We start from the raw sequence: 23,865 nt of genomic DNA, 5'->3' as shown, positions 1-23,865 counted from the left end.
TCATTATATTTTCTAAAAATTTAAATTATAAGGTGCTATAATACTAGCATATAGGAAAATAATACAATAAAAGAGGTGGCGAATAAAATGGCAGATGTACAAGTACACAGCAGGGAAGTAACAAAGGCGGCTAAACGAACATTAATAGAGCGTGGTGTAAGTGTGGAGGCAATTGCAAAAATCGTTTTTGAATTGCAGTTCCCGTATAAAGCTGATCTTAAGCTGGAGGAATGCATCCACAGCGTCGAGCGTGTCCTGTTGAAAAGGGAAATTCAACATGCCATTTTAGTCGGTGTGGAGCTGGATAGACTGGCAGAGCAAAAAAAGCTATCAGAGCCCCTGCAATCGATTGTTGAATCTGATGAAGGGTTATTCGGAGTGGATGAAACGATTGCCTTTGGTGCAGTACTCGGTTACGGAAGCATTGCTGTAACGACCTTTGGCCATTTGGATAAAAATAAAATAGGCGTCATTCACGAACTCGATAAGAAGCAAGAAGGAATCGTGCATACCTTCCTGGATGATATCGTTGCAAGTATTGCCGCGAGTGCCGCCTCAAGGTTAGCTCATCGTCTGAGAGATGAAGAAGAATCGTTAACTGAACAGGAAAAGGACATTCAGGAAGAAGAAGAGTTAATCGGTTGAATCTTGTTGACCAATTTTCATCCCGACCTATCAAACCTGGCCTTAATGAGGCGGGCAGAAAGGATATTGTCCATTTTAAATGTCCGTTTTGTCTGCCTTAGAAAACAGAATGCGTGAAAATTGCCTGGATAAATTTCAAGCACCTGGATTTTCCGCTGCGTAATCTTTCCTTGTTCGGAGAGATAAATTATCTCTAATGGAGCATTTTCTTCCATATGTTTTCGAAGTATATATTTCATTCCTTGTCACTCCTTTGCTGACTTACTTGCAATCATTATATGCGAACATACGTTTCTTATGCAAGTAAAAAGGGAACGCCGGTTCTTGTTTTGCGGATAGGTAATAAAAAATAAGATGAAAATAAAACTTTTTTAATATAATGCGTTGACTTTTTAACAAAAAAACATATAATAAATTATGTACTTAAGTATTTTACTAATCAGTTATTACATACGACTTGTTAGCTCAGTGGGAGAGCACTTCCTTGACAGGGAAGGGGTCGTGGGTTCGAATCCCTCACAGGTCATCCGAACGGCGAAAGCATTGCTAAGCAATGTTCTTGCCGTTTTTTATTTTAAATCAACGACTGTATGATGGGTTCAAGGTAAACACCATAGAATGCCTAAAAACCACTTCACGCTAAAATATGTGAGGTGGTTTTTTTGCTTTTAAATTTCGAATTCAAGAATTTCATGAAGAGAAAGCACTTAAGTAACATTCAATTATGCTAGGTTTACTGTGAAGAAAATGAATTTGTAAATGTTAAGATGTTACTGCTAACATCAGTTTCTTTTCCTTGTATTGCAGTATGGATTTTCCAAAGGGCATTTCTATTACAGTATCCAGTAGCGCTGGACAAATAATTTGAAAGTTGTTAAGCATTACTATGGTATTCATCTCTAAGGAAAATACTGTTGAAGAAGCATTAACCCTGTCAGAATAAAGACGCAAAAACTTTTGAATGACTCGTTCGTTGCATGACGTTAGCCTCTTTGGTAGACTATGCAGAAGTACATTTGACTTTGGCTAGGATTTACTATGGAACGGCATAGAGCTTCCCATTTTCAGGTTTCGTTTGGGACATCTCACTTTAGTAGGAGAATAAAGGGATACAGCTTTATAAAAAGAAATAATCCATGAATCACACATACATTTTCCATATGTGGAGTGTGTGTCAAATCAGTTTTAAAAGTGTAACCCAATCATACAGGTTCCCGATTCTAACTCTAATTTCGTGGGGATCTTTTTCATGTCTATCCTTTTTCTATCTTTTCCTTCTCTCCTCTCCCAAAAAAGTAAGAATTCTTTAATTTAACTCGAACGGCAGGGGGCAGTGAAACTTCTAAGGAATAATTTTTGGATGTACAAAAATACATTACAAAAATAAAAACTTAACAATTTGATGTGTTTCTAAGAAAAAACCATCTTTTCTCATAAAGCAGGGGTTGTATGTGGGCTTGTAATTTATCAAGAATTTTCTGTTTAGATGACTATACAGGAATAATATAAGGAGGAAGCGATGAACAATTATAAATTGACCATTCAATATGATGGCGGGCGTTATAGAGGCTGGCAACGACTCGGTAATAGTGATGATACGATCCAAGGGAAAATTGAAAATGTATTAACGGAAATGGTAGGGGAAAAAATTGAAATCATCGGATGCAGCAGAACGGATGCCGGTGTACATGCCCTTGCCCAAATAGCCAATTTTAAGATCGGTGAAAATCTGACTGAAGTTGAAATCATGAATTATTTGAATAGATATTTACCACGGGATATCAGCATTGTCGAGGTTAGGCTAGTTCCTGAACGTTTTCATGCCCGTTATAATGCTAAGGATAAAACCTATTTGTATAAGATCTGGAACGAGCAATATACAAATCCTTTCATGCGAAAGTACAGTATGCATGTAGAGGAAAAGCTGAATATCACAAGAATGAAAAATGCATGTCAACATTTTATAGGTGAACATGATTTCACTGCTTTTTCAAATGCAAAGTCTAAGAAAAAGTCCATGGTGCGTGAAATATACTCCATTGATATAGAAGAAAATGCTGGCTTCATCCAAATTACAGTGCGAGGCGATGGATTTCTTTATAACATGGTTAGAAAGATTGTCGGGACGTTGATAGAAGTTGGGTTGGGTGAAATAGATGCTGAAAATATACCAAGTATTATAGAGTCAAAAGAAAGAATCCAAACGGGTCGTATGGCGGAGGCAGCTGGTTTGTACTTGGTAAAGGTTGATTTCTAGAGATGAACCATCCATAAATATGAAACTGGATTGAGTTATAATAGATAGTACAGAAAATTGACAGGGGTTTGGGTTCGAATCCTCACAGGTCCGAACGGCAAAAGCATTGCTAAGCAATGTTCTTGCCGTTTTTTATTCTGTCATTTCATATCGGATATCATTACCCTCGAAACCACAGCACAAAGACTGAACAGAAAATCACGTGACGGTCAATTTGTCCTACAGTGTAAGGTTTCCGTTGCTTGTTGTAAAGTTCTCTATGGGCGCACATTTATTTGATCCCTAAACAAATCAATAGACAAATTTCCTTTTGTCCCTACGACAGCATAAGAGATGTCAATAACAGAAAGGTTTCTTTTTTTAAGTTCAGCCATTAACCATTCGTCATCGTAGGTTTGTTTGGATAAGTTTTCGTATAGGATCTTCCCATCATAGACCATCTCTATCGGTATAGTTCCAGCTGAGGACCGTATAGCCAAATCCTGTTTGGTGGTATTTTGGTATTGTGTTTTTTTTAATACAGAAAGGGAGCCATTTATCTCTAATATGGCACACTCCACTTCATCAAAATGGAAGATATCCTTGCCCCGCAAAGCCTGTTTAAGAGAATCCAGTGAATACCCCATTCGCTGCATGGACTCCTCAAGAATCTGTCCATTCTGAATTAAGGCAACAGGTTCTCCAGCAATCCATTTTCCGAAGCGCGGATTTCGAACCGCTACAAGATTCAGTATAAAAACGACGGCACCCATAATAATCATTGCAAGGATAAAATACAAGAATTTAATTTTAATATTGAATGCTAGATTGCCTGCAATTGTCCCCATCGTAATTGAAGCGATATAAAGGTGATAGGTCCTTTGGGCAATCGTCTGTTTACCGAGCAGATGGACAAATACCCATAATAAAATAAAAGCTGTAAAGGTTCGAAAGATGATTTCAACAGATCCTGGCATGACTATTTCTCCCTTTTAAAAATCCCGACAGTTCGTTTGTAATAATATGTTCTTACAGCAAGCCCATTATTCTGTAATTTGGGTGCGAAAGTTGAAGAAGAATTAAGTTTTTTAGGGTCGTGGCCATATTTTAAATATTCCATAAAGGGAGCGATTCTTTATTAAGGATTGGTTTTCTTCCTGAACGAAGGCATAAGTCAAAAATAGGTAGGAAAACCAATTGGTTTTTTTTGTAATTAGTTTGATCAACTATTAATAATGAGGTATACCAGTTTACATGTCCCTTTTCAATAAACGGGACCCTATAGTTTTCGGCCTTGCATTTTTTTATTTCGTTCACTGTTTCAATATGCATTCCTGAATCAGTATAATCAATCACTGTGTGTTTCGAAAAAATCAACATAATTATGAAACGTACTTCCTTATAAATCAGGCATTCAAAATAAGTGAAATAGGAAGCAAGTAGCATATCGTTACTTGCTTCTTTTTATTTGGTGTCGAAAATCCATGGATATGTTTACTTAGTATTGATTTAGAACATTTTTCGAATAATAGTATCAAAATACTTTTTTGCACGGGGGTATGTTTTGAGTAATATTCGGGAGATATTCATTGACGATTTAAAATGCATTTATAAAAATTTCTTTATTTGTATCGTTGTTGTGTTTCTTATGTTCATCCCATCCATTTATGCGTGGTTTAATATTGTTGCATCATGGGACCCATATGCAAATACGGAAGGAATCCTTGTCGGTGTTTCAAATAATGATAAAGGTGCGGAGTTAAATGGCGAAGCCGTAAACATAGGCAAGGAAGTCATAGAGGGGTTAAAGGGAAACAAAGATTTGGGCTGGAGATTCACAACTCAAAAAGAGGCGTTAGCAAAAGTGGAAAAGGGGGATTATTACGCATCCATCATCATTCCAGAGAATTTTTCGGAGCATATTGCGACAATCATGACCGATGACCCTATTAAAGCGGAGATTGATTATTATGTGAATGAAAAAATCAATTCCATTGCTCCTAAAATTACGGCAGCGGGGGCCAACAGCATTGTGGGAAATGTGAGCAAAAGCTTTATCAAATCAGCTAGCGGGAGTATTCTTGCAATCTTTAATGAACTGGGAATCACCTTGCAAAATGAGTTGCCGACAATTCAGAAAATGAAGAATATGGTGTATTTATTAGAGGGAGAACTTCCGGAGCTTGAACAAAATCTGAAAATCGTACAAACACATGTGAAAAGAGCAGAAGAAATCATTAAAATGGTCAATGATGGTCTGGATTCAATAGAAGGTTTAACATCACAGAAAGACAAATTGGTGTCAGGTGTTTCTAATTATGTAGACTCAACCAAGCAGGCATTTGCCGAAATCCATCCACTCTTGAAAAATGATATTGCGAGCATCAGGAGTGATAATGAATCGATTTTAGTGCTTGCAAATAGGTTAGCGGATCAGGATTTGTCCGATAATGAGGGGAATCAGCTAGTTGAACAAGGGAGAACGAGGATAAATAAAGAGTTATATCTTTTGGACAGTATGTATAACTTATTGGTGAGCGTCAATCAATTTAGTGAAAAAAACCGCCTTCAGCCAGAAATAAATCTAGTGGATGGTTTACGGGATAATGCTTCGAATCAACTTCAAGCACTGAATGACCATTCCTTCGACTCACTTAGAAATCTTGGTGAAAATAATGATGAAGTCTTGGGAAACTTCCAGGATACCTTTTCAAAGGAGACAGGACCAAAATTCAATGAAATCTGGGCTGAAACGGATACTATATTACAGAATGCCCAGCGTATGCTTGAGGAGGGAAGCCAAGCTCTTCCTGAAGTGAAGACATTGTTGAATGAGACGAATCGAACGTTAGTAACTCGTACGGGAGATATCGATAAGTTACAGGATAAATTTCCGGAGATCGAGGGGAAAATCAAGGCTCTGGCTTCTAAAATGAGAGAAATCGATAAATCTTATAATATGGAAGAAGTGATTGATTTCCTAAAGAATGATATTGAACAGGAAAGTGACTTTTTCTCGGAGCCAGTATTGCTCAATAAACACAGTTTATTTCCCATTCCGAACTATGGATCTGCCATGTCCCCCTTCTTCACGGCACTTTCCCTATGGGTGGGTGGGACAATATTGATTTCCATGCTTAGCGTGAGCGTCACACAAAAGGGTTACAGTCCATATCAAATTTATATTGGCAGGTACCTTATATTCTTCATTATTGGATTGATGCAGGCATTAGCCGTTTCCATCGGTAACCTTTTTCTGATTGATGTATATGCAGTAGATAAATTCGAGTACGTCATGTTTTCCGTCTTGATAAGTACAGTATTTACTTTAATGGTCTACACCTTCGTCTCGGTTCTGGGGAATGTTGGGAAGGGAATAAGCGTAGTTCTGATGGTGCTTCAAATATCAGGCTCGGGAGGTACCTTCCCCATTCAAGTAACACCGCCATTTTTCCAACATATCAACCCCTTCCTGCCGTTTACCTATGCCGTTGGTTTACTTCGTGAATCAGTTGGAGGGATAACCTGGAGTGTCGCTGGCAAGGATATATTCATCTTATTCCTCTATTTAATAATCACGCTCAGCTTTGGCATCATATTGAAAAAGCCACTGCATGAAAGGACGCAAAAGATGAAGGATAAATTGTATGGAAGCAGGATTTTTTAAGTTACTGAATGGAGCGGAGACCTCGGTTAACATAACTGAAATGAAGGCACGAAACTGGATACTGAAAAATCAGCCTGAACCCTTGAAAAGGGCTCAGGTTTTTTATTTGTTGAATGGAATTTGTTTATATGAATCTTTATGTAAAATTGGAATATTTATCAATACATTGACAGTTTAATAGAAAGATACCGATAAATTAGAATTTTTGCATTTTTATTGTTGACAAAAACCATTGGATTAATCATTATTAAGAAATAATGTTTAGTTAATCGGTGCGATATAAAAGTGGGGTGACTTTATGTATTTAACAATAGATGGCATTGAAAAAAGTTTTTCGAATGAAAAGAAAGAAAGCATAAAGGTGCTCGATGAGATTAATATAGAGGTCGAGAAAGGAAGCTTCGTTTCGATCGTCGGACCTTCAGGATGTGGCAAATCGACACTCCTTTATCTAATTGCCGGCCTTGATAAGGCTGATAAAGGTGAAATACGTGTAGCTGGAAAAAAGGTGATGAAGCCAGGTCCGGAGCGGGTTGTAGTGTTTCAAGAGGCTGGGTTATTTCCTTGGTTGACGGTTCTTGAAAATGTTACATACGGATTGAAGTTAAAGAAGATTCCCAAAGAAGAGGCTAAAGCCAAAGCATTGGACATTTTAAAAATGGTTCACCTCAGCAGATATGTTGACTCCTATCCACATCAACTCTCGGGGGGGATGAAACAGAGGGTAGCCATCGCAAGAGCGCTGGTGATGGAACCTGATATCCTGTTGATGGATGAACCATTTTCTGCTCTTGATGAGCAAACGAGGATGGTCTTGCATAAAGAGCTGCTCGAAATCTGGAGAAAAACTAAAGTGACCATTTTTTTCGTTACCCATAATATTCGTGAGGCTGTTCAGCTTTCCGAAAAAATTATCGTCTTTGCAACCCGTCCCGGGAAAATTAAAGAGACGATTTCCGTCCCTTCCATGAAAGATGGAGTAATGCCGGATAGTGTAACTTTGCATACTGAACAAAGGGTTCTATCGATCTTGCAGGAGGAAATTGAAAAAGTGCTGAAGGAGGAAATGGGGAATGATTACAGCTTTAAGACGAATCATATTCATCGCGATGATAGCGGGGATATGGGAAGTCACATCTAGACTTTCCAGTCTTCCGGACTTCATGTTTCCCAGCCTGACTCAAGTGTTGGAAACTCTGTTTAATGGACTGGTAAGCGGACAAATAACCGAAGCCATCGGAAAAAGCCTTGGCCGTATCCTAATCGGCTTCACGATTGCCATTATAATAGGTCTAATCTTAGGATATTTCATTTGGCGCTTTAAACTGGTTGAGGATACGCTTGGATTCGTAGTGACTGCTTTACAATCCATCCCGAGTATCGTTTGGTTCCCTTTGGCAATAATTTGGTTTGGATTGAATGATTTTTCAATTCTCTTTATCGTCACGATCGGCGCAACTTGGACGATGACAGTTAATGCAACAAGTGGATTCCGGAATGTGCCCCAGCTGTATCAACGGGTTGCCAAAACATATGGATCAACCGGTTTTCATTTTCTACGTACCGTAATTTTACCAGCATCTGTTCCACAAATTATATCCGGGCTGCGAATTGCATGGGCATTTTCTTGGCGTGCATTGATGGCAGGTGAATTACTTGGCGGTGGCGGCGGTCTTGGACAGTTGCTGGAAATGGGCAGATCACTTGGACAAATGGATTTGGTCATCTCCGTAATGATCATTATCGCAATCATTGGAACAATCGTGGATAATGTTGTCTTCTCACGCCTAGAGCGTAATGTTCAACTGAAATGGGGAGTAAACCAACGGTAGATTAATAAGATTATAGTTTAAAAGGAGAGGGAAATATGCTGAAAAAATCATTTTTTGCCCTTATTATGTCCGTATTGTTAATCGGAATAGTAAGCGGATGCACACAATCCACCAGTAAAGAAGAGGAAAAAGGCTCTGGTAAACAAACTGTGAAAATTGGATATTTTCCTAACTTAACTCACAGTGCAACGATCATTGCACTTGAAAAAGGCTTTTTTGAAGAAGAGTTCGGTAAAGATGTTAAGATTGAAACCAAAACAGTGGCCAATGGCGGATTATTCATGGAAGCAATGGCTACAAACGCTATTGATGTCGGAACGGTTGGACCTGGTCCATTGCTTAACTTTTACGTGAAAAACCCTGAATACCATCTGATCTCTGGCGCTGTTAATGGCGGTGCCGTTCTTGTGGCCAGCGAGAACAGCAAGGTAACGGATTTAAAAGATTTGGACGGTAAAAAAGTAGCGATTCCCGTCATTGGGAGCACACAGGATGTCATGCTTAGGAAAGCCCTTCAAGATGTTGACTTAAAACCGACTACAAATGGGGGAACAGTTGAGTTGTATGCGGCAGCCCCTGCTGACACAACCGCTCTTTTTGTCCAAAAATCAGTCGATGCAGCTGCTACCCAGGAACCATGGGGGTATGTATTGGAAAACCAGGCAAAAGGAAAGTTAGTGCTTGACTGGGATCAATTTGCATGGGGAAAAGATTCACCTAATACGGTAGTGGCTGCAAGCCAGAAGTTCTTGGATAAAAAGGGGCTCGCTGCTTCCTATTTGAAAGCGCATGAAAAAGCGGTGAAGTTTATAAAAGACAACCCTGAAGAAAGCCAAAAACTGGTTATTAAGCATTTGAAGGAACTGACTGGAAAAGAATTAAGTAAAGAAGAAGTGGCTTCAGCATTTTCACGCTTGGAAGTGACAACTGAAGTTAATGAGCAAGTCATCCAGGAAATGGCTGACATAAGCAAAGAAGCCGGTTATATTCCTAGCAGTGATATAAAAGGAATGATCGATCTATCAACTCTTGAAAAAGTGTCCAAGTAAATTGTAATGAGAAAGCGCCTCAGCCATCCAGGCTTGGGCGTGTTTTTGTATTCCGGTAAAGGTCGAAAAAATCTAGTTTAGGTCGGATTAATCCGTTATAATGGCCTGAGAAGATGATTATACATATAAACACGGCACTGTCATGAACTCCTGTATTATGGACAGACTTGATCCAATGCCTGAATAACATGATCAACCTCTTCCCAGGAATGGATGGTAGCACCTGACGCCAGTGAATGTCCTCCTCCATTGAATTGACGTGCGACAGAAGCGATGGGAATACTCCGTGAACGAATCCTGACACGGATTTCAGAAGGATATTCGATGAAGAAAGCCCAGATTTTGTTTCCCCTTACACTTGATAGAGTATTTACTAAATTCGAAGCTTCGATTCGATCTAATCCATACATATTTAACAGATCCTCCGTAATAATGAAGTAAGCTACCCCTTTATCGGTTACCTTGAAGCTCATGAGAATGTCTTTTTGAAGTCTTGAAGAGTTTTTCGACTTTATATTAAGCCAGTTATGGATTCTTTCTGGCTGAAAATTATAAGTTCTTAAGTGCGAAACCATTTTTAATGTCCTAGGAGTGGTATTCCCATTCATGAAATTCCCTGTATCACCTAGAATTCCTGCATAAAATGATTTAGCTGCTTCTTTATTCATGATAAAGCCTTCTGGAAATTGCAAAAATAAATCAACAAGCATTTCACTTGCAGAGCTATAAGAAGGGTCGACCCAAGAAAGGTCACCGAATTGTTCATATTCGGGGTGGTGGTCAATTTTGATCAGCAGGTCCCCGTGATCATAGCGGGAATCACTTATCCGTGAAAGGTTGGCAGTATCACAAACAATCACTAAGGCCCCTTTGTATTTTTTATCTGTAATGACATCCATTTCACCAATGAATAAAAGCCTATCCACTTCTTCGCCAACCACAAAAACTTCCTTGGCAGGGTAGGAGTGCTTCAAAAGCCGTTGTAAGCCGATTTGTGATCCCAATGCATCGGGGTCCGGATTAACATGGCGGTGAATGATAATGGTTGGGTATTTCTTGATCGCTTCGATTATTTCCTTTTTTTTATTGACCATATTGCCATCTCCCTTTGAATCTTTCCTTGTCTGTCGACCGATAATTGATTGTATGAAAAATTCTCATTTTAAATATAGACAGTTATGTATATCCAATCATCACATGCCTCACGAATAAAGGCAATTCCAATTACTTTAGCTTGAGGTAGTCCTGGAAGTATTTTTATATTAAACGGGAAGTATGCTAAAGAGTATTTCAGTGGAAGTAATAAAAACACCCAAACAAAATTATTGCAAAATTCAAAAAATGAAACTATACTTAATTTACCAAACCGATGACAACAAGTTACCTTGTTGCATGGCCGGCTTGTCATAAAACTGGAATTCATAAAAATTGACTTGGTTCACTTGATCTTCCTTTGCAGGAAGACAGTTCGTGGATAAGGGTCAGTGAAACATCAATGTATGACATTGTTGGTTTTACTGGCTCTTTTTTGTGTATCCTGACAGTTTGAAAGGGGTGATGATATGAATGGAGCTTTGGAAGGAGTCAGGATTATCGATGTATCCCGTGTTTTGGCGGGACCGTTCTGTTCAATGATTCTCGGTGATTTGGGTGCGGATGTAATTAAAATTGAGCATCATGAATCAGGTGATGAAACGAGAGGGTGGGGTCCGCCATTCGCCCAAGGAGAAAGCGCTTACTATTTATGTGCCAATCGAAATAAGCAAAGCATGACCTTGAATTTAAAATCTGAACAAGGGAAAGGGATTTTCCAAAAATTAGTGTCTTCAGCGGATATAGTGATTCAAAATTTTAAGACGGGTACATTGGAAAAAATGGGGTTAGGTTATGAAGATTTAAAGGAAATTAACCCTAAATTGATCATGGCCTCGATTACGGGATTTGGTTTAACCGGTCCTTATAAAGATTTGCCTGGCTATGATTATATCATTCAAGCAATGAGTGGTTTGATGAGCATCACAGGAGAAAAAGATGGAAGCCCCGTGAAGGTCGGAGTGGCCATAGCTGACATATTGACTGGCTTGTATACAGGCATTGGCATTCTATCCGCTTTACATCATAGGGATAAAGAGGGGGAAGGACAGGAAATTGATATTTCGTTAATGGATTGTCAGGTTTCTTCATTGGTGAATGTTGCCAGCAACTATTTATTCAGTGGCTTGACCCCTGAACGAATGGGAAACCAACATCCCAATATCGTTCCATACCAGACGTTCCGGACAAGGGATGGGGAGCTTGTAGTGGCTGTAGGAAATGATGATCAGTTCAGGAGATTTACAACCGTTTTAGGCAGACCTGATTTAGCCGAGCAGGAACAGTTTAAGCATAATGAAAAACGTTTGCAAAACAAGGAAGAATTAATACGGATTATAGAGGATTCGTTGAGAGGAAAGACAAAGAAAGAATGGAAAAGGCTGTTTGATGATGCAGGGATACCCAATGGTCCGATTAATGATATCGCAGAGATGTTCGAGGATCCACAAATCATCGCAAGAGGCATGTTGGTGAACATGGAACATCCGACAATCGAAAATCTTAGAGTGACGGGATCGCCCCTGAACCTTTCGAAAACGCCGGTTACGATGAGAAAGCATCCGCCGTTGTATGGTGAGCATACCGATTCCATTTTGGCTGAAATTGGATATAGTCCAGACCAAATAAGCAAATTCAAGGAAAATAAAATTATTTAGGAGGAATTTTAATGATGAATTTCGAATTAACAGAAGAACAGCAAAGTGTAAAGAAAGTGGTAAGGAAATTTGTGGATAGGGAAATTATCCCATATATTCAAGAGTGGGATAGGCAGGGTCAATTCCAGCCACATATTTTAAAAAGATTAGCGGAATTGCAGTTGATGGGCGTTTGTATACCAGAAGAGTACGGTGGAGTCGGTATGGATTATAATACCCTGGCCATCGTTTGTGAAGAACTGGAGCGAGGCGATACGGCTTACCGAACCGCAGTTTCTGTACATACAGGGTTGAATAGCATGACCCTGCTGCAATGGGGGACGGAAGAACAAAAACGGAAATACTTAGTTCCTCAAGCAAAAGGGACTAAGATTGGCGCTTTTGGGCTGACTGAACCGAATGCAGGAACTGATGTAGCGTCAATGAAATCAACGGCAAAACGTGTTGGGGACCATTATATCCTGAATGGATCAAAAACTTGGATTTCGCTCTGTGATTATGCAGATCATTTCCTTATTTTCGCCAAGACGGATCATGATGCCGGCTCAAGGGGAATTACCGCTTTTATAGTGGAACGGACTTTTGAGGGAGTGGAGTCGAAAGCCATTAAAGGGAAATTAGGAATCCGTGCGGGGAATACAGGCGAAGTCTTTTTAACGGATGTAAAAGTTCCGGTGGAGAATAGGCTTGGTGAAGAAGGTGAGGGCTTTAAAATCTCCATGTCGGCATTGGACAGCGGCCGGTTTACAGTGGCCGCAGGTGCTGTAGGGTTAATTGAAGCAAGCCTTGAAGCAAGCTTGAAGTATTGCCATGAACGAAGTACCTTCGGAAAAGAGATTGGCAGGCATCAGCTCGTTCAACAGATGATTGCCAAGATGACCGCAAATTTAGAGATTTCAAGATTGCTGGTCTTTAAAGCGGGTACCTTAAAAAATCAAGGAAAAAGGAATACGAAGGAAACATCACTTGCCAAGTGGATATCATGTAATGCTGCTAACGAAGCGGCCAATGATGCTGTTCAAATTCATGGTGCCTATGGCTACTCGGATGAATATCCAGTCGAACGATTTCTCCGGAATTCAAAGGCTCCGGTCATTTACGAAGGAACCCGTGAGATTCATACTGTAATGCAGGGTGAATACGCTCTTGGCTACAGACAAGATAAAGGGCTTCGCAAGCAATTGCCTGCATGGCCCTTCGAGCAAATTTCCGTACATTAATTATAGATAGAGGAGATCAGATGATGAACACATACTTTATTGCAGGGCATGCAAAACTTCCACAAGGGATGGCAGCGAGAAATATATATGATTCCATCACGATCACGGTAGAACTTGATTTTAAACATGGTGTCATTGTCGAGGCTTCCTGTACACTTGCTACAGAACATGGCAGGGAATTCATTCGTCACCTGCTGCGAGGGTATTGCCTGAAAGATGGTATCGAAGAATTGATTGATCGTGTACAAAAGTATTATCGTGGGAAAGCTGGTCAAGCCATTCAAGCAGGGCTGAAGGATGTGTATGCACAGTTCGAATTGGTCTCCGTCAAATAAGGGAAAATGGAAGGATCCTACCGGTATGTGAAACAGATAGGATCCTTTTTTTGAGGATAAAAAAATCATTCAATTTTCGTTTTCAGGATATAAAAAAGAGGCGTTGATGTAAACACCTCTTTGTCTTATAAATTATTAAAATACATGAAAAGGGACGATGAAACTAGAAGCCCCAATTCCATTTCTTGTTGCCGGTGCCGTGGTTAGAAGATCTCCGATTTCTGCTAGTGCGCCTTTGGTTTCTGCATGTAGATCTCCGATTTCTGCTAGTGCGCCTTTGGTTTCTGCAAGTAGATCTCCGATTTCTGCTAGTGCGCCTTTGCGTGTTGCAAGTAGATCTCCGATTTCTGCTAGTGCGCCTTTGCGTGCTGCAAGTAGATCTCCGATTTCTGCTAGTGCGCCTTTGCGTGCTGCAAGTAGATCTCCGTTTCCAGCAAGATCCCCATCGTGTGCCGGTGGACCGATTCCTGCTAGTGCGTCTTCGAGTGCTGCAAGTGGACCGTCTTTTATTGTTTCTTTTACGTGAAGAACGGCCATTTGAACGTGGGTCATTAAACATGAAATCGCTTAACCCGAAGGAATTGGCTCTATCCACCGCATTTTGTATATTACGAATGATGTTTGACATATTCATATATCCCCCTTTCTATACGTTAGACTATTCGGCTTGTACGTGATGTGCTAGTGATAATCGCACAACTTTTTTTTAAAAAAAGTTGTTTTTTTGTGACGTCCTTCGCTTTTTCCCATAATTTAATAGGAAAGTGAAAGGGAAGGGTTATATGAATGCTGACAAGAAGCTGCCTGTATATCAGCTTTTTATTCCACCGGTAAATTTAAAGGAACTTCGCAGGGATATATGGTGCAATGATCCTTTACCTGCAAAGTTAACCATTAACAGAAAAAAACTGGATATTGATATTGTTTACCGTGGCTCACATATCCGCGGTTTTCAGAAAAAGTCTTATAATGTAGTCTTTTATAAACCTAATACTTTTAGGAATGCTAAGGAAGTTCATTTAAATGCTGAGTATAAGGATAAATCTTTACTAAGAAATAAATTATCTTTAGACTTTTTTGCGGATATCGGGACCTTATCACCGAAATCCCAGTTCGTTTTCCTGAATCTGAACGGGAAGGACGAGGGAATATATCTAGAATTGGAATCAGTGGATGAATTTTATTTGAAGAATAGGGATCTGCCTAAGGGATCAATTTTCTATGCAGTGGACGGTGATGCAAATTTTTCATTGATGAGTGATTTGGATAAAGGAATCAAAAAATCATTGGAAATGGGATATCAAAAAAAATGCGGGTCAGCAAAGGATGAATTATATTTACAAGAATTGATTATCCAAATCAATACAATTTCAAGGGCGGATTTTGAAAGGGAAATCGTAAAATATGTCGATGTGGAAAAGTACCTGCGCTGGCTGGCTGGTGTCATATTCACGCAAAACTATGATGGGTTTGTTCACAACTATGCCTTGTATCGAAATGGAGATACTGGACTCTTTGAAATTATCCCATGGGATTATGATGCGACATGGGGCAGGGATGTTAATGGAAAAGTGATGGAAGAGGACTATGTGGGAATCGAGGGATTCAATTCATTGACTGCTAGAATCCTTGATGTAAGGGCATTTCGTGTTCGATACCAAAGACTTCTAAAGGAGATTTTGAACACTCGGTTTAACGTTAAGCATATGAAACCCATCATTCAGGGAATGCATGATCATATTAGTCCTTATGTTTCAAAAGATCCATATATCAAGGATAATAAGAAAACTTTTGATAATGAGCCTGATTTTATCCTGAAATTCATAGAGAGCCGTGCAAAGTATATAAAGGGACGGCTGCATAAATTAGATTAATGATTCCCATACTTTAACTGAAAATTGTGATTGGGAAATGGAAAAAAATAACGGGAGTGATGAAAGAAAAGCATTCCTGTTTTTTTTCTGCACGATTCCATTTGCTTTTCCATCCTATTACAGCTATGTTTGATAGAAAGATATAATCTATAGTAAATGAAGGATGGGAATGGATTGACTAATCATAGCCGTATACCGGCATATATATACACCTTTACGTGCAGCCCTGACGAACGCTCATTATCTAAAATGGAAATGCGCTCGTTCTTTGGCTTTGAGGCTTCAGAAAATATACTCAAAAGTGATATAAAAATTGAACCGAGCAGAAGTCCCTTTATAAAAGGACGGGTCGATATCATGTTTGAAGGAGATAGCATATCCGAAATTGTTGAGCAAGTGAAGGATATAAAATTGCCTGATTCGACGTTCAAAGTGTTATTCGTAAAAATTAATGATCTTAATAAAGAAGAAAAAATAGATTATGATGGACAGCGTGAAATTGAACGGGAGATTGGCTGGCACATTCAGGGGAATGCCGATGTGAGAAATCCTGATCAGGTATATGGAATAGTGACACTAGGCGGCCGTTGGTATTTTGGGAAGTATGTAAAACCTGAAGCGGTTTGGTTACATCATATGAAGAAGCCGCGTGAATATTCAACAGCACTTAGCACACGAGTGGCGAGGGCCATTGCCAACATAGCCGTTCCACATCCAGATGGAGTGAAGGCCATTGATCCATGCTGCGGAATTGGAACGGTATTGGTGGAAGCACTATCAATGGGGATAAATATTGTTGGCCGAGATATCAACCCACTTGTTACTGACGGTTCCAGGGAGAACATTGCCTATTTCGGACTCGAAGGTGATGTAACTACAGGTCCGATTTCGGAGGTCACCAGTAAATATGATGTAGCGATTATCGATATGCCTTACAATTTATATACGCATGCGACGCCGGAAGATCAGCTATCGATCCTTAAACATGCGAGGGGCTTTGCTGACAAGGTCGTTGTCGTTACGATTGACACGATGGATCATATGATTGAAGAAGCAGGATTTGAAATTGCTGATCGCTGTGTAGCGAGGAAAGGCATTTTTTCCAGACAAGTTGTAGTGTGTGTATAAGTTTCGTCAGCAAGATGAAAAAAGCTGAAATCTTTAATGAATTTGAAGTTACCCCTGTAAAACAGACAACTAAAAAGGCTAAGTTGCCATCTGGCATCGATATTCTATCGGTGTGAGGTGGCAGAGTCTTTTTTGGAATCGTTCACAATGGCTGCTTGTAGTTATTTTCAGATTCAAAGTGATTTACAAAAATACATTCTGATTCAATACAAGCATTATAAATGACAGTTTCCCCTACGAAAGGGGCTTCCAATAACACCCAGTTGTGCTAATTGCTTATGATAGGCGGGAGATGTGTACTGAAACCCTTGATCCGAATGGAGAATGGTTCTGTACACATTTCTTTTTTCTGTTACTGAATTTAATCTATCCAACACAAGATGTAAATCCCTTCCGTGAAGACAACTTCCAAGCAATAATCTCATTGTTATAATGTCTTATACGGCAGATAAATAATGAAATCCACACTTCAGCAAATATAGGTAATATCCCTAACGAGTACTTCAATGGGCTCTATTCTGAAATTTTCGTTCAAATGTGGATAGGTTCTAGAGTATTCGCCTTTAAAGAAACGCGGTTTCCCTTCTAATAATGGACTGTACTTGTAATTCCCACATTAAGCATATACTTTTTTGTGAATGACGAAAAAGCCTCGATCGCAATGCAATTTTCACCCGAGGACATCCATACCATTTAGAAAACTTTGAACTGCTTGAATCTTTAACTCACAAGAGTAGCGTTACTTTTTCTAGGCATAATAAAATCCCTCTCCAAGAATGAACGTTTTTTACACTGTCTACTTAGAGGGGATAATATCAATTTATCTATTGAGATAGCCGCCTTTAAATTTAAGTTTCAACGTGATTAGAATCCCGGTGTAGATGAACTTTCAGGAATATTTTCATAGTCTGATGGATTAAGATTATGAACCGATCCATCTGTTACACCATTGATAATACCCATTAGACCCGTTTCAACCGTTTTTACTAGCTGGCCTTTCTTTTTTTGCCCAAAGTTTTGTGTTTGTCCGCTTACTTCAAATAGAACCGTACCACTTCCGTTTAAAGCAAACGTTCCTAAAGCAGTACCTGGCAGGTCGATAGATTGATCGTACAATGAAATATTTGTAAACACGGAATTCCCTTTTGCTTGTAGTGTGTTATACGCAGTAAGTGTCAACTGACGGGAGAAATCATATTTAAAATTATCTGCATACTCTGCATATTTAGCCCCTGCAGGAGTGCTTGGGTTGGCAACGAATTTTCCGGATATTGACATTGTTACACGATCATCAGTTCCTTCGATATATGGGAACCCTTGGTGATGAAGGTCGATAAAAACATCCACTTTACCAAATTTCGATTTTAACCCTTTATATATGTCACGTACCGTTTGCGATTCAGGTGTAATAAACCAGCCCGGCTTTTCAGATGCCCCCGGGAAGTCTTGAGGCTTTGGTACATAGTTAAGGTTTGGATTAAAGTCACGATTAACATCAAATCCCGGTTTGCTAGCATAGTCGTCTCCAGATCTGGGAATCGTGTAATAGTTCCAAGCGGGTTTCACATTTGAAAGTTGTGGGAATTTCCCTACAACCTCTGACCATGTCATCTCATTTCCACGGCGATCAAGCTCTGAGGCGTCTACGTTCATCATTGGAATAGCAACGATTGTTAATTCATCAAGCATTCTCTTTACCTCAGGCGAGTTGCTTTGACCAAGGTTTTCAAGAATGTTCAATAACGCAACAGTTCCTGTTTTTTCATTTCCGTGAATTTCACTTTGAATAAGAACGACTTTGTCACCATGACCGACCGTTACCTTGTGAATGGAACGCCCCTGATTTGTTTGTCCAGCCACTTCTACTTTTACTTTCCCTTTACTCACTTGCTCAAGTTGATTTAATTTTTTTACAAGCTCGTCATAATTAAGGAATGCTTCAGTAGAAAGATTCGTTCCACCTGTCGGGTTTGGTCCTCGTTCAGCAAAGCTGACATTAGGGCCAAGTAATGCTGCTGCTGTTACTGTTGAACTTAAAACCTTAAAAAGCTTCTTTTTCACATTCATTCTCCCTTTTTGAAAATATCCAATGTTCAGATAAATTCTTCGTTTTCTCTTCTTTTTCCTGTTAGATTATTAAAAACACCTAAAAAGGCCTATAAATGTGAAAAGAAAAATTCAATCCAACAAAATGACAGTTTACCACGCAGCACAATTTTCATCCGAGGGTATCCATACCATTTAGATCACCTTGAACTGCTTGAATCTTTAACTTTCAAGAAGCTGTTATTTTTTCTAGACATAGTAAAATCCTCACTGAGGGGACAGTGGGGATAATATCTATTCAGCCTTATTGATTGTCACTTAGTTTGATAATGAACTACATATTCGATAATTTGTTTCTTGACCTTCCCCTGATATTCCAAGTAATCCAAATGGCCGATGATTTCTGACATGACGAGCGGGAATTCTGATGTATACTTTTGTTTGTAAAATTCCTTTGCCAGTTCATTTCCTGTAGAAATTCCAGATTCTATTAAGGCCAGGATTTTTTGTGACTTTCTCTCAATGCTATTGAGTCTTTTTTCAATCAATGGACCAGGTTGTTCCATGATGTTGCCATGACCTGGTAAGAGGAGATTCACCTGTAATGCTAAACATCGCTTTAATGAGTCGATATGATCGACAAGAGTCAGCATCCTATTGCCGTTTTCATCAGGTTCGATCAAGGCGTTACTTGAAATATGTTCAATCAATAAATCACCGGAAAGAAGCAGTTTCCCTTTTTGGTCAAGGAAAGCAATTTGATCCGGGGCATGCCCGGGAAATTCGATCACTTCAAAATTCAGCCATTGTTTTCCTGTGATTGCGATGATGTCACAATTCAGTTTTTGATCTTTATTATTGTCGACCGCGTTGAAAAGGTATGCTACTTGTTTATCTCCAAGTTCGCCACAGCCCATCTCAAGATAAAGCTGCTTATAAAATTCTATTCTCATATTTAAGAAGTCAGGGTCCCGTTTTAGACGGGGAACGGATTTAGAATGGGCATAGACTGGTATAGGATGGAGTTCAGTAATCCGGTTGACCAAACCAACATGGTCCCCATGATGATGGGTTAATAAAATTCCTGTGATATCCCCAACGGTAAATCCATTTTCCTTTAAGGTTTGCTGCAGTGCATTCCAGCAAACGTCATCATTCATACCAGCATCGACTAATGTTAAAGATTCATCCTGTTTGACTAAATAAAAGTTTATACTTTTTAAAGATAAAGCGCTTGGAGCTATAATTGGATAAATTTTATTATTTTTCATGAACGTCTCATATCCTCCTAAATCGAGATAAACTTCATCTGAAAAATTGCGACATTACTAAATAAAGTAAGAATAGAATTAAAGGGTTATTATTTATGATTAGTTGAATGAAATAAAGCTGTCAAGCGGAAGCTTTCAGATAAACAATAATTTAATAGTAAGAATGATTGGAAATGAATGGTCTAATTATCTAGTTTATTTTAAAATCGAATAAACAATCTGGTTACTTAGCCAATATAATAATTAATTTTTTTGAAGTCTCATATGAAATGAAAACTGAATGCATGACGAATGAAGCAAGTGTGGCTCCATGAATAAAAAAACGGTATGGGGGGTTATGGTTTGAAGCCTAAAATTTATATTACAAGGAAATTGCCGGAACAAATCATCGATGGTCTTAGTGGGAATTATGATGTCAGGATGTGGGACCAAGAGGATATACCGGTCCCTAGAGAAGTCCTTGAACAAGAAATGCAAGAAGTAGAGGGGCTGCTTTGCTTGTTGACGGAACAAATCGACGAGTCACTGATTGAAAAGGCGGCTAATCTGAAAATCATCGCGAATATGGCAGTAGGCCATAATAATATTGATGTTCAAAGTGCAACTAAACGGGGCATCATGGTAACGAACACACCGGGGGTCTTAACGGAAACGACAGCCGATTTAACCTTCGGCTTGCTGCTTGCAACGGCAAGGAGGTTGATGGAGGCAGAAGATTATTTAAGGAGTGGGAGATGGGAAACGTGGTCGCCAATGCAGCTGACCGGACAAGATGTAAACGGTGCGACGCTGGGTATCATCGGGTTAGGGAGGATTGGTGAAGCCCTTGCAAAAAGAGCAAAGGGATTTGATATGAACTTAGTTTATTTTAATCGTAGCCGAAAGTATGAAAAGGAAAAAGAATTGGGAATCGAATATCAGCCCCTTGAAAAATTGCTCCAAATCTCGGATTTCGTTTGTGTCATGCTGCCGCTCACACCGGAAACCGCTTATATGATCGGCAAGGAGCAGCTGGGATTAATGAAAGGGACGGCTGTGCTCATTAATACCGCAAGAGGCGGGATAATTGATGAAAACGCGTTATATCAGGCGCTGAAAAATAAGGAGATTTGGGCGGCTGGACTGGATGTATTTGAAGAAGAACCCGTTCCTTTGGATCACCCTCTGCTTACATTGCCCAATGTGGTTACATTACCCCATATCGGGAGTGCAAGTATTGCCACAAGATTAAAAATGGCAACTCTTGCTGTACAAAACTTGAAGGAAGGATTATCTGGTGATTCTCCCCGTAATTTAGTATTGTTGAATAAAGGAAAATGACCCCAAAATGGGGTCTTTTTTATGGGGAATTTCAATCGATACCTTAGTCATAAGCCGAAGTTGAAAATAATGTTTAAATGAAGTCACATCTGAAGGTGGGGAATTGTTTCGCCTTTAAAAGGTGGAATTTGTTTTACGAGGACCATGTTTGCCTTAGGTTCGCAGTATCAAAATCAAGTATCCTGATATTTGATTTTGTTCTTTTCACTGAGATTTTGGAGTTTCGAAGCATAGGCAGATTAATAGGGAACCACATTGAAGGATTGCTGTCAGTAAGCATCCAATTCAAGTGAAGCATACTTATCGTAAATTGTTCGGGTTTTTTGTAAAATAAAGAAAGTCGGGTTTTATTTAGGGAAAAAAACAATTAGTTGAAAGGGAAAGGGTAATAATGATTGAAATGAAAGAAACGATATCATCAGGCAACGAAATGACTAAATCCAAAAGGCTGTTGATGGCTCTTATGCTGGGGTCTTTTGCAGCGATTGGACCATTGTCACTTGATATGTATTTACCGGGTCTCCCTAGACTAGCTGAGGATCTGAAAAGCAGTACTTCTTTAGCCCAGCTGAGTTTGACTGCCTGCTTGTTAGGATTAGCTTTAGGCCAAATTTATTTAGGGCCGCTAAGTGATGCAAAAGGAAGACGGACACCGTTAATCATATCATTATCCATTTATAGTATTTCATCACTGTTATGTGCTTTTGCTCCATCCATTGAATTGCTTTTATTATTACGTTTGATCCAAGGTATTGCGGGAGCAGGAGGCATTGTCATTTCAAGGGCCATAGTTCGTGACCTTTTTTCAGGAACGGATTTGACCAAATTCTTCTCCATGTTAATGCTGGTAAATGGGGCGGCACCGATTTTGGCACCAGTTTTTGGCGGTCAACTTTTGCAATTCACTTCTTGGCGGGGAGTTTTCATAGTCATTTGTGTATTAGGTGTCCTTATGGTTGCGGCTGCATTTTTTGGGATAAAGGAAACTTTATCGCCTAATCTCAGGAGTGCTGGTGGGATAAACGATACAATCAAGACGTTTGGGAATTTATTGAAGGATAGGGTGTTTATGGGCTATGCTTTTTCACAAGGGTTCATAAGTGCCGCTATGTTCGCTTATATTTCCGGATCGCCTTTTGTTCTCCAGAATATTTATGGGGTTTCCCCACAGACATTCAGCCTGATCTTTGCAATAAACGGAATGGGAATCATCATTGCTTCCCAAGTTGCCGGAAAGCTGGCGGGGAAGGTTAAAGAAGAAAAGCTGCTTCAAATGGGATTATGTCTTGCTTTGTTTGGAGGAATATTCCTTCTTGCCTCAGTCTTTCTCGAAATTGGGCTGGCAGGAATCTTGGTCGCTTTGTTCCTCTCCGTTTCCAGCGTCGGTATCGTCGGTACAACGAGTTTTTCGTTAGCGATGCAAAATCAGAAAAAAACAGCAGGCAGTGCTTCCGCTCTAATCGGACTGCTTCCTTTTATATTGGGATCACTAATGGCTCCGCTGGTAGGCCTAGGTTCAGGTGAGTCATCCTTGCCGATGGGAATTGTGATGGTAAGTTGTCATTTCGTTGCCATGTTCGCTTATTTGATTCTTGCCCGTCGTGGGTTAAGGAAAGTTACTTAAAAAGGAAAAGCTGAAATCCTAATATGGGATTTCAGCTTTCAGTTTGTAGACAAAAGGGATTTGGAATTAAAACATTCCGAACCCCTTTTGAAATTCCCTTTGAATTTTGCTCAATATTATGGAATTGGGACTCTATGAGCCCCCTATGTTAGGCCATTTTTGGACCTTGCCATGTCCAATTTGCCATCTTCTTTACATTCATGGCAGTGAAAGTGAGCATCGCCTGCATCGACAATTTTTTAAGTCCCCTTAAAGTAATCCAACGCATGCCATGCTTTTCTTTTGCATCTGCTTAAAACACGCTCCGCATAGGTTTTACATCTTGATGATGGCGCAGATGATCGGCTTCTTTCATATAATCTTGCCAGATATGACGTGTCACTACTTTTTGATGGTCATTACTTTCGGTCACTTTGATAAAAATGGACATGTCACACAAATGTGTTTTGGTGTTTTGTCTCGCGATAGCCCTCGTAATTCGTTGTTGAGTACTTTAAAATCTCGCCCGATGGGCAAAGGTAACAATCAAAATGTTCATCGTAAACATAGTCATGTTTGCAGAAATTTTAAAACAAAAAAGACTGTAGGCAAAAGAGATTTTATCTAAATTTTATAACAAAGTTGATTGGAGCGGAAGGCGCGAGACTCCTGCGGGAAAAGCGCGTCTAGGGGGAGACCCCGCAGGCGCAAGCCGAGGAGGCTCCCGGACCGCCCGCGGAAAGCGAGTGCCTGGAGTGGAAATCAACGCTACAGTCTGAAAGCTGAAATCCTAATGGGATTTCAGCTTTTTCCGTGCGCCCGGCATGGGTGCAATCTATAGGGTGAAAGTCCCGAACCATGAAGGCAGTAGTAGTGGTTAGCTTAATGC

At 39.7% G+C, this 23,865-nt stretch carries 19 protein-coding genes, 1 tRNA gene and 2 pseudogenes; 14 read left to right on the top strand and 8 right to left on the bottom strand.

Going from position 1 to position 23,865, the window contains the following annotated elements:
* Positions 1 to 87 precede the first annotated feature (87 nt).
* Positions 88 to 645: a phosphatidylglycerophosphatase A family protein gene (locus tag N9I19_RS19180; protein WP_061462132.1), complete on the top strand. Its 558-nt coding sequence runs from the start codon at positions 88 to 90 to the stop codon at positions 643 to 645.
* A gap of 17 nt (positions 646 to 662) precedes the next feature.
* Here N9I19_RS19180 and N9I19_RS19175 read toward each other — a convergent pair whose 3' ends face one another.
* The gene (locus N9I19_RS19175; protein WP_061462133.1) at positions 663 to 884 is read right to left on the bottom strand and encodes a hypothetical protein; all 222 of its coding nucleotides are present in this window, start codon (positions 882 to 884) and stop codon (positions 663 to 665) included.
* Between the two features lie 215 nt (positions 885 to 1,099).
* Between N9I19_RS19175 and N9I19_RS19170 the strand changes: the two genes are divergently transcribed.
* A tRNA-Val gene (locus N9I19_RS19170) sits at positions 1,100 to 1,171 on the top strand.
* Positions 1,172 to 2,164: 993 nt separating this feature from the next.
* Positions 2,165 to 2,902 (top strand): tRNA pseudouridine(38-40) synthase TruA, encoded by a 738-nt coding sequence (gene truA / locus N9I19_RS19165; protein ID WP_317778698.1) that lies wholly within the window; start codon positions 2,165 to 2,167, stop codon positions 2,900 to 2,902.
* A 257-nt stretch (positions 2,903 to 3,159) separates the two neighbouring features.
* On the opposite strand, the gene N9I19_RS19160 is transcribed toward truA, so the two are convergent.
* On the bottom strand, positions 3,160 to 3,858 hold the full coding sequence (locus N9I19_RS19160) for a DUF421 domain-containing protein (RefSeq protein WP_317778697.1): 699 nt from the start codon (positions 3,856 to 3,858) through the stop codon (positions 3,160 to 3,162).
* A 587-nt stretch (positions 3,859 to 4,445) separates the two neighbouring features.
* On the opposite strand from N9I19_RS19160, the gene N9I19_RS19155 reads away from it, so the two are divergent.
* The 4 genes from N9I19_RS19155 to N9I19_RS19140 all read left to right on the top strand — a co-directional run bounded on the left by N9I19_RS19155 (position 4,446) and on the right by N9I19_RS19140 (position 9,429).
* Positions 4,446 to 6,548 (top strand): YhgE/Pip domain-containing protein, encoded by a 2,103-nt coding sequence (locus tag N9I19_RS19155; RefSeq protein ID WP_317778696.1) that lies wholly within the window; start codon positions 4,446 to 4,448, stop codon positions 6,546 to 6,548.
* Between the two features lie 298 nt (positions 6,549 to 6,846).
* Positions 6,847 to 7,689, top strand: coding sequence for an ABC transporter ATP-binding protein (locus N9I19_RS19150; protein WP_061462137.1), 843 nt, complete (start codon positions 6,847 to 6,849; stop codon positions 7,687 to 7,689).
* Positions 7,622 to 8,380 carry an ABC transporter permease gene (locus N9I19_RS19145; RefSeq protein WP_061462138.1) on the top strand — a complete coding sequence of 253 codons (759 nt, stop codon included), beginning with the start codon at positions 7,622 to 7,624 and terminating at the stop codon, positions 8,378 to 8,380. Before N9I19_RS19150 ends, N9I19_RS19145 begins: the two co-directional genes overlap by 68 nt.
* 35 nt (positions 8,381 to 8,415) lie before the next feature.
* Positions 8,416 to 9,429, top strand: coding sequence for an aliphatic sulfonate ABC transporter substrate-binding protein (locus N9I19_RS19140; protein ID WP_317778695.1), 1,014 nt, complete (start codon positions 8,416 to 8,418; stop codon positions 9,427 to 9,429).
* A 155-nt stretch (positions 9,430 to 9,584) separates the two neighbouring features.
* On the opposite strand, the gene N9I19_RS19135 is transcribed toward N9I19_RS19140, so the two are convergent.
* A complete protein-coding gene (locus N9I19_RS19135; RefSeq protein ID WP_317778694.1) occupies positions 9,585 to 10,523 on the bottom strand; it encodes a DHH family phosphoesterase in 939 nt (312 codons plus the stop codon).
* Positions 10,524 to 10,991: 468 nt separating this feature from the next.
* Here N9I19_RS19135 and N9I19_RS19130 point away from each other — a divergent pair, with 468 nt between their 5' ends.
* From N9I19_RS19130 to N9I19_RS19120, 3 genes are read left to right on the top strand one after another with little or no spacing between them, the layout of a single operon-like run.
* Positions 10,992 to 12,179, top strand: a complete 1,188-nt coding sequence (locus N9I19_RS19130; protein ID WP_317778693.1) for a CaiB/BaiF CoA transferase family protein — start codon at positions 10,992 to 10,994, stop codon at positions 12,177 to 12,179.
* Between the two features lie 14 nt (positions 12,180 to 12,193).
* On the top strand, positions 12,194 to 13,399 hold the full coding sequence (locus N9I19_RS19125; protein WP_317778702.1) for an acyl-CoA dehydrogenase family protein: 1,206 nt from the start codon (positions 12,194 to 12,196) through the stop codon (positions 13,397 to 13,399).
* Positions 13,400 to 13,422: 23 nt separating this feature from the next.
* The gene (locus N9I19_RS19120) at positions 13,423 to 13,734 is read left to right on the top strand and encodes a DUF3870 domain-containing protein (protein ID WP_061462142.1); all 312 of its coding nucleotides are present in this window, start codon (positions 13,423 to 13,425) and stop codon (positions 13,732 to 13,734) included.
* Positions 13,735 to 13,869: 135 nt separating this feature from the next.
* Here the strand turns inward: N9I19_RS19120 and N9I19_RS19115 are convergent, their stop codons facing one another.
* Both N9I19_RS19115 and N9I19_RS25305 read right to left on the bottom strand, forming a co-directional pair.
* Positions 13,870 to 14,286 carry a hypothetical protein gene (locus tag N9I19_RS19115; protein ID WP_317778692.1) on the bottom strand — a complete coding sequence of 139 codons (417 nt, stop codon included), beginning with the start codon at positions 14,284 to 14,286 and terminating at the stop codon, positions 13,870 to 13,872.
* A gap of 22 nt (positions 14,287 to 14,308) precedes the next feature.
* Positions 14,309 to 14,362, bottom strand: a pseudogene (locus N9I19_RS25305) (hypothetical protein); the annotation flags it as partial.
* 154 nt (positions 14,363 to 14,516) lie between these two features.
* On the opposite strand from N9I19_RS25305, the gene N9I19_RS19110 reads away from it, so the two are divergent.
* Positions 14,517 to 15,608, top strand: a complete 1,092-nt coding sequence (locus N9I19_RS19110; RefSeq protein ID WP_317778691.1) for a CotH kinase family protein — start codon at positions 14,517 to 14,519, stop codon at positions 15,606 to 15,608.
* A gap of 174 nt (positions 15,609 to 15,782) precedes the next feature.
* Positions 15,783 to 16,736 carry a TRM11 family SAM-dependent methyltransferase gene (locus N9I19_RS19105; RefSeq protein ID WP_317778690.1) on the top strand — a complete coding sequence of 318 codons (954 nt, stop codon included), beginning with the start codon at positions 15,783 to 15,785 and terminating at the stop codon, positions 16,734 to 16,736.
* 864 nt (positions 16,737 to 17,600) lie between these two features.
* Here the strand turns inward: N9I19_RS19105 and N9I19_RS19100 are convergent.
* Entirely contained in the window at positions 17,601 to 18,803 is a 1,203-nt protein-coding gene (locus N9I19_RS19100; protein ID WP_317778689.1) for a M14 family zinc carboxypeptidase, read from the bottom strand.
* A 293-nt stretch (positions 18,804 to 19,096) separates the two neighbouring features.
* A complete protein-coding gene (locus N9I19_RS19095; protein ID WP_317778688.1) occupies positions 19,097 to 20,053 on the bottom strand; it encodes an MBL fold metallo-hydrolase in 957 nt (318 codons plus the stop codon).
* A gap of 342 nt (positions 20,054 to 20,395) precedes the next feature.
* Between N9I19_RS19095 and N9I19_RS19090 the strand changes: the two genes are divergently transcribed.
* Entirely contained in the window at positions 20,396 to 21,373 is a 978-nt protein-coding gene (locus N9I19_RS19090) for a 2-hydroxyacid dehydrogenase (protein WP_317778687.1), read from the top strand.
* Positions 21,374 to 21,764: 391 nt separating this feature from the next.
* A complete protein-coding gene (locus N9I19_RS19085) occupies positions 21,765 to 22,997 on the top strand; it encodes a multidrug effflux MFS transporter (protein ID WP_411730568.1) in 1,233 nt (410 codons plus the stop codon).
* Between the two features lie 148 nt (positions 22,998 to 23,145).
* Here N9I19_RS19085 and N9I19_RS19080 read toward each other — a convergent pair.
* Positions 23,146 to 23,560, bottom strand: a pseudogene (locus tag N9I19_RS19080) (transposase); the annotation flags it as partial.
* Between the last annotated feature and the right edge of the window lie 305 nt (positions 23,561 to 23,865).

The organism is Peribacillus sp. CSMR9 (genome assembly GCF_033141925.1).
GTDB classification, from domain to species: Bacteria; Bacillota; Bacilli; order Bacillales; family DSM-1321; genus Peribacillus; species Peribacillus simplex_A.
Note: the sequence above shows the minus strand (reverse complement) of the source record. Positions and strands in the feature narration are given on the sequence as shown.